Annotated in this window: 6 protein-coding genes and 1 pseudogene; 4 read left to right on the forward strand and 3 right to left on the reverse strand. The window is 71.7% G+C overall.

From position 1 onward, the window contains the following. Positions 1 to 423: pseudogene (locus PV363_RS14375) on the forward strand (LLM class flavin-dependent oxidoreductase); the annotation flags it as partial. On the opposite strand, the gene PV363_RS14380 reads toward PV363_RS14375, so the two are convergent. Continuing rightward, positions 420 to 1,097, reverse strand: a complete 678-nt coding sequence (locus tag PV363_RS14380; protein ID WP_301022671.1) for a TetR/AcrR family transcriptional regulator — start codon at positions 1,095 to 1,097, stop codon at positions 420 to 422. The pseudogene PV363_RS14375 and the gene PV363_RS14380 sit on opposite strands and share 4 nt — an antisense overlap. A 59-nt stretch (positions 1,098 to 1,156) precedes the next feature. Here PV363_RS14380 and PV363_RS14385 point away from each other — a divergent pair, with 59 nt between their 5' ends. Next, positions 1,157 to 1,759 (forward strand): class I SAM-dependent methyltransferase, encoded by a 603-nt coding sequence (locus PV363_RS14385; protein ID WP_301022672.1) that lies wholly within the window; start codon positions 1,157 to 1,159, stop codon positions 1,757 to 1,759. Between the two features lie 13 nt (positions 1,760 to 1,772). Here the strand turns inward: PV363_RS14385 and PV363_RS14390 are convergent, their stop codons facing one another. Together PV363_RS14390 and PV363_RS14395 are read right to left on the reverse strand one after the other, a co-directional pair. Then, positions 1,773 to 3,275: a flotillin family protein gene (locus PV363_RS14390; protein WP_220342038.1), complete on the reverse strand. Its 1,503-nt coding sequence runs from the start codon at positions 3,273 to 3,275 to the stop codon at positions 1,773 to 1,775. 22 nt (positions 3,276 to 3,297) lie between these two features. Continuing rightward, positions 3,298 to 3,801: a hypothetical protein gene (locus PV363_RS14395; RefSeq protein ID WP_220342037.1), complete on the reverse strand. Its 504-nt coding sequence runs from the start codon at positions 3,799 to 3,801 to the stop codon at positions 3,298 to 3,300. Between the two features lie 160 nt (positions 3,802 to 3,961). On the opposite strand from PV363_RS14395, the gene PV363_RS14400 reads away from it, so the two are divergent. Together PV363_RS14400 and sigJ are read left to right on the forward strand one after the other, a co-directional pair. Beyond that, complete coding sequence (locus PV363_RS14400; RefSeq protein ID WP_301022673.1) at positions 3,962 to 5,668, forward strand: ATP-binding cassette domain-containing protein; 1,707 nt, start codon at positions 3,962 to 3,964, stop codon at positions 5,666 to 5,668. A gap of 56 nt (positions 5,669 to 5,724) precedes the next feature. Continuing rightward, positions 5,725 to 6,612, forward strand: coding sequence for an RNA polymerase sigma factor SigJ (gene sigJ, locus PV363_RS14405; protein WP_301022674.1), 888 nt, complete (start codon positions 5,725 to 5,727; stop codon positions 6,610 to 6,612). Positions 6,613 to 6,866 lie beyond the last annotated feature (254 nt).

Genomic DNA, 6,866 nt, shown 5'->3' on the forward strand with positions numbered 1-6,866 from the left:
GCCCTGGCGACCTACCGTGCGGAGTTCCGCCCGAGCGAGCGCACACCTGAGCCGACGACCTTCTTGACCGTCAACGCCGTCGTCGCCGAGACGTACGACGAGGCCGTGGCGCTCGCGCTCCCGAACCTGCAGTCGATGGCACGGCTGATGACGGGCGCTCCCCTCGCCGCTCTCGATCTCGTCGAGGACGCCGAGAAGTCCCCTCTCACCCCGCCGCAGGAGGCGATGGTGCAGGACGGCCTGGCGCGCAACATCGTCGGCGACCCCGAGCAGGCGGCCCAGCGACTGCAGGCCCTGGCAGCGGAGTTCGAGGTGGACGAGGTGATGGTGCACCCGGTGGCCTCCGCGAGGCAGGGCGCCGATCCGCGTCGCTCCGTCCCTCGGGAGCGGACCCTGGAGCTCTTGGCGGAGGCGCTGGGCTAGGTCGTGCGGTCGGCAGGGGGCGGGAGCAGCACAGCGGTCAGCGTGTCCCTGATCCAGTCCGCATAGCGCTGGTGCTCCCAGCCGAGCTCATCGACGAGGAGCCTGTGCATGTCAGGGCCGGTCAGAGCCCACACGGTGGCTGCGGCGTCCTCCTCCTCCAGGCCTTCTCGGAGCGCGCCGTTGGCAGCCACCCATCCGACGAACGCCTGGAGGTTGCTCAGGCGCGTGCGTTGATCCTGCGCCCGTTGCGTGGCGAGGACCGGGTCGACCTCGCCCGCGGACCGGATGACGTCGTCGATGGGTCGGACCCGGCGTGTGCGTTGGGCGATGTCGGCAGCGAACATCCTGATCTGGGTGCGCTGGTCCTTCTCGGCCCTGACCTCCTGGGGGCGCGTCTGCTCCAGCACGGGCGGACTGTCGACCTCGCTGGTGGCGTCGTAGTTGAGCACCTCGACGACGAGGCGGTGCTTGGTGCCGAAGGTCTTGTAGAGGAGGTCCGTGCTCACCCCGGCGTCGGCGGCGATCGCCGCCATCGTCGTGCGGGCGTAGCCGCGCTCGACGAACATCCGGTGCGCGGACCGCAGCATCGCGAGGCGGTTCTCGTCGGCGCGCTGACGACGCCGAGATGCGTCGTACGGACGGGATCCGGGAGACCGCTTGACGTGCTCGCTCATCGGGTCCACTCTAGAGGCGATTAGTTCTAGTCGCACTAGAACGAAAGTGGGGGAGTCGGATGTCGAGGGGATACCAGATCGCCTACCGGTGCGGGGTCACGCCGTGGGAGGCCGCGGGTGACGGAGGCGCCGACCAGCTGGCCGGGCTGCTCACCGAGGAGGAGTCGCGCCCGCAGCCTTGGGGGTGCGCCCTCGACGTCGGCTGCGGCAGCGGGAGCCACACGATCGAGCTCGGACGCCGTGGGTGGACCGCGGTGGGCGTCGACGACGTGCAGAGGGCCATCGATCGCGCCCGGGCCCGGGACGGCGCCGAGCACGCCCGCTTCGTCTGCGCGGACGTCACGGCGCTGGCCGACGTCGAGCTCCCAGGCCCGGTCGAGCTCTTCGTGGACATCGGCTGCTTCCACGGACTCGGTGACGAGGCCCGCGCGGCGTACGGGACCGCGATGACGGCGGTCGCGTCACCGACCGCCTCGTTCCTGCTGCTGGCCTTCGCCCCCGGCCGCCGACCCCTCCTGCCGAGAGGGGCCGACGAGCGCGATCTGGCCCGGGCGCTCCCCGCGTGGGAGCTCACCGGCAGCTGCCTGGCCGACGTGTCGGGGATGCCGCGACCGCTCCGGTCGACGACGCCCCGCTTCTACCGGCTGCGTCGCCGACCCTGACGGCCCGGACGGCTCAGCTGTCGCCGTTCTTGCCGGTGGTGACGCCCATGCCGTTCGCGGCCCTGTCCACCGACCGGTGGAGGAGGCTCTCGAGGTCGAGCCCGGTCGAGGTCTTGAGCATCTGCAAGGTCTGGACGATGTTGTCGTTGACCTGCCTCGGCAGAGCCCCGGCGCCCTCGGTCGAGATCACCGTGAGCTGGTCGATCGCACTGATCGGTGCCGCGACCTCCTTGGCGATCTGCGGGAGCACCTCGATGAGCATCTGGAGGACCGCCGCGTCGTTGTAGCTTGCGAACGCCGCCGCGCGCTTGTCCATCGCCTCGGCCTCGGCGTGGCCGACGGCGAGCGTGGCGGAGGCCTGAGCCTCACCCTCGGCGCGGGTGGCCTCGGCCTCCGCCACGCGTCGGGCCTTCTCGGCCTCACCACGACGAGCGCCCTCGATCGCCTCGGCCTCCGCGATGGCCGTACGGCGTGACTTCTCCCCCTCACCGGTCAGACGCGCCTCCTCCGCCTTGGCCTCCGCGGCGGCGATGGTGGCGGCTTTGCGGGCCTCTGCCGCCGCGATGTCCGAGGAGCGGCGCGCCTCGGCCTCCTGCTCGACCTTGTACCGGGCCGCATCGGCCGGCTTGCGGACCTGCGTCTCCAGCTGCCGCTCGGTCAGGGCTGCCTGCCTGACGGCGACCTTCTCCTGCTCGACGAGCACGGCCTGGTCACGATCGGCCTGGGCCAGCGGACCGGCCGACGCCGCGTTTGCGGAGGCAGCGTCGGTCTCGGCCTTGATCTCCGCCTGCTTGAGCGCCAGCGTGCGCTGCGCGATGGCGATCTCCTCCTCGGCCTTCAGGCTCGCCTGCTCCGCGGCCTGGCGAGCCGCGGCCTCGGCGATCGCCGCGGTCTGCCGGTTACGGGCGGCTTCGGGGCGGCCGAGGTCGGCGAGATAGCTGCCGTCGTCGGTGACGTCCTGGATCTGGAACGTGTCGAGGATCAGACCCTGGCCGGTCAGGGAGTTCTCGGACTCGTCGGCCACGCGCTGGGCGAACGCGGCCCGGTCGCGGATGATCTGCTCGACCGTCAGACCGCCGACGATGGAGCGGAGCGCGCCGGCGAGGACCTCCTGCGTGAAGGGCTCGATGTCGGCCTGCTGCGACTGGAAGCGCTGGGCCGCGAGCCGGATCTGGTCGGCGTTGCCGCCCACCTTGACGATCGCGACACCCTCGACGTTCAGCTTGATGCCCTGTCCCGACACCGCACCACGGATCTGCACCGAGATGCGACGGCTCGAGAGGTCCATCGTCGCGAGCTTCTGCACGAACGGGACGACGAAGGTGCCGCCGCCGAGGATCACCTTCTGACCTGACAGGTCGGTGGTGAGGGCGCCGGTCTCCGGGTTGAGGACCGCCTTGCCCTTGCGGCCGGTGACGATGAAGGCCTGGTTGGGCCCGGCGACCTTGTAGCGGCTCGTGACCAGGAAGAGGAGCAGGAGGACGAGGACGGCGATGCCGGCGATCGGGATCAGCACGGGGGAGCCTTTCGGGTGGGGATCAGGGGAGGTCGTCCCACACCGGGGCGACCCTGACGGCGGTAGGGGAGAGGACGCCGGTCACGTGCACCTCGGTGCCGGCGTCGAGGGCTCTGTCGGCACGGGCGTTGAGCTGGAGCACGTGCCCGCCGACCGCGACGCGGACCGTGCCGTAACCGTCGTCGGGGATGCCGGACACCACCCGCCCGCTGCGGCCGATGCTGTCCCCGGTCGAGGGAGTGGCGTCGCTGCTCCCACCGCGGACCAGGCCGGTCAGCCAGGCCGCCAACCACGCGACGACGACACCGCACCCGCCGCCGGCGAGCAGAGCGGGCAGGAGCGGGACACCGGCGCCGTCCGCGGCGGCAGCCCCGAACCCGAAGGCGGAGACGAAGCCGCCGACGACGGCGGTCGAGAAGGCGTCCCCGGGCAGCACGTCGAGAGCTCCGTCGAGCACTTCGCCGACGACGAGCGAGACGGCGAGAAGCGCGAGGCCGGCGAGGCCGAGGATCAGGAAGACGGTCACGCCTGCTCCGTACGTCGGGTCTGGCCCGCCCGTACGTCGGGGAACCGCTCGCCGGATCGTACTCGATGACGAGGGTGCGCGGGACCGCTTCTCGCCAGCTCCTCGTCAGGTGGGACGGGGCGCGTCGAAACGGCGTTGACCGAGGGCGGAGACTAGGGCTGTGGGCCACGCAGAGCTGTCCGGGATCCGGTACGACCTCCCCGACGGGAGGGTGCTGCTGGACGACGTCGGCTTCCGCGTCGGCGACGGCGCGATCGTCGCCCTCGTCGGCGCCAACGGCGCGGGGAAGACCACGCTGCTGAGGATCATCACCGGTGAGATCTCGCCGCACGGTGGGTCGGTCAGCCGCAGCGGCGGCCTCGGCGTGATGAGGCAGATGGTGACACGTCACCCCGACGGCTCCCACCTCGAGACGGTGCGCGAGCTGCTCCTCTCGATCGCTCCGCCTCGCATCCGGGCAGCGGCCGCGCGGGTGGACGAGGTCGAGCTCGTCCTGATGGAGCGCGACGACGAGCCGACACAGCTGCGCTACGCCACCGCTCTGGCGGAGTACGGGGACGCGGGCGGCTACGACCTCGAGGTCACCTGGGACGCGTGCTGCACGGCCGCGCTGGGGATCTCCTACGAGCGGGCGATGTGGCGGGACCTCTCCACGATGTCGGGCGGAGAGCAGAAGCGGCTGGTGCTCGAGGGCCTCCTCCGCGGCCCCGACGAGGTGCTCCTGCTCGACGAGCCCGACAACTATCTCGACGTGCCCGGCAAGCAGTGGCTCGAGGAGCAGCTCACCGCCACGCAGAAGACTGTGCTGTACGTCAGCCACGACCGAGCCCTGCTGGCCAACACCGCCACGCGGGTGGTCACCCTCGAGGTCGGTGCCACCGGAAGCACGGCCTGGACCCACCCCGGCGGCTTCGCGACGTACCACGAGGCCCGCGCCGCTCGGTTCGCGAAGCTGGAGGAGCAGCACCGGCGGTGGGACGAGGAGCACCAGAAGCTCCGCGAGCTGGTGATCATGTACAAGACCAAGGCTGCCTACAACTCCGACATGGCCGCGCGCTACCGGGCGGCGCAGACGCGGCTGCGCAGGTTCGAGGAGGCCGGCCCGCCCGAGGTGGTGCCCCACGACCAGAACGTCGTCATGCGGCTCACCGGAGGCCGTACGGGCAAGCGGGCGGTCGTCGCCGAGAGCCTGGAGCTCACCGGACTCATGCGTCCGTTCGACCTCGAGGTCTGGTACGGCGAGCGCGTCGCGGTCCTCGGCTCCAACGGGTCGGGCAAGTCGCACTTCCTCCGCCTGCTCGCCGCCGGAGGCACCCGGCCGGACGTGGAGCACGAGCCGGTCGGGGACCAGGTGGTCGAGCCGGTCGCGCACCGCGGGCTCGCCAAGCTCGGGGCGAGGGTCCGGCCCGGGTGGTTCGTGCAGACCCACCACCATCCCGAGCTGGTCGGTCGCACCCTGCTCGAGATCCTGCACCGTGGCGACGTCGATGCGCGCGGGATCGGTCGGCGAGGGATGGGTCGGGAGGAGGCCGCGCGCAAGCTCGACCGCTACGGGCTGGCCCGCTCCGCCGAGCAGGCGTTCGACTCGTTGTCGGGCGGTCAGCAGGCGCGGTTCCAGATCTTGCTCCTGGAGCTGTCGGGAGCGACCCTCCTGCTGCTCGACGAGCCGACCGACAACCTCGACGTCGAGTCGGCCGAGGCGTTGGAGGACGGGCTCGAGGCGTTCGACGGGACGGTCCTCGCGGTGACCCACGACCGGTGGTTCGCGCGGCGGTTCGACCGGTTCCTCGTGTTCGGCGCCGACGGTGACGTCTACGAGAGCGACGAGCCGGTCTGGGACGAGGGCCGGGTCCTGCGCGACCGCTGAGCTGTCACGTCCGGGCGCCGCCGTGTGTCATGGGGGCAGGACCTACGAGGAGAGGGATGAGCGCGAACGACCACGATGAGCTCCTCGCACGGTTCGAGGAGGACCGATCCCGGCTGAGGTCGATCGCCTTCCGGATGCTCGGGTCCGCCGACGACGCCGACGACGCGCTGCAGGAGGCGTGGCTGCGGGTCAGTCGGGCCGAGACCGGTGACGTGGAGAACCCGGCGGCCTGGCTGAGGACGGTCGTCGCGCGGGTCTGCCTGAACGCGCTGCGGACACGGCGGAGCCGGCGTGAGCAGTCCTTGGTCCATGTGCCCGACCCCATCGTCAGTCCCGACTCGGGCCCGGGGCCGGAGGACTCGGCGCTGCTCGCCGAGGGCGTCGGACTGGCGCTGCTGGTGGTGCTGGAGGGACTCAGCCCGGCTGAGCGCGTCGCCTTCGTCCTGCACGACGTGTTCGGGGTCGCCTTCGCCGAGATCGCCGCCGTCCTCGACCGCAGCCCGGAAGCCACTCGCCAGCTCGCGAGCCGGGCGCGGCGTCGGGTCCAGGGGCAGGCGCCAGCGCCGGATCCCGACCTGGCACGCCAGCGGGAGGTGGTCGACGCCTTCTTCGCCGCATCGCGAGAGGGGGATCTCGACGGCTTGATCGCCGTTCTGCACCCGGACGTCATCCTGCGCTCGGACGGCGGAAGCGGTCGGCCGCAGTCCACCGTCGTGCTCCACGGCGCCGAGGAGGTCGCCGGGCAGGCCGCCGCGACCAGTCGCCTCTCTCCGTTCACCCGCCGTGTCCTCGTCAACGGGGTCCCCGGCGTCGTGGTCGCTCCGCGCGGCCGGCTCCAGGTGGTCATGGCGTTCACGGTCACGGGCGGTCGGATCGTCGCGATCGACGTCCTGGCCGACCCGCACCGTCTGTCACGGGTGGACCTGGGGCGACTGGAGGGCTGAGGGGATCGCCGGCGACCGGCGGCAGCGCCGTCTGTCACACCGGGGACTGGCTGCTGTCACACCGAGGCGCCGGGGCGTGTCTGTCTCGTAGAGTGGCCACGCTCACCGGCGTGGTCCTGTCACGAGAGGACTTCTCATGGGCATCGTCTCGACCGCCGTCGTCATCCTCGCAGCCGCCTGGGTCGGCTTCTCCGCCGTCGCCACCTACACGCGCCAGGGCTGGGTCGTCGACAACCTCGCCGACTACGGCGTGC

This window comes from Mumia sp. (assembly GCF_028803055.1).
GTDB lineage: Bacteria > Actinomycetota > Actinomycetes > Propionibacteriales > Nocardioidaceae > Mumia.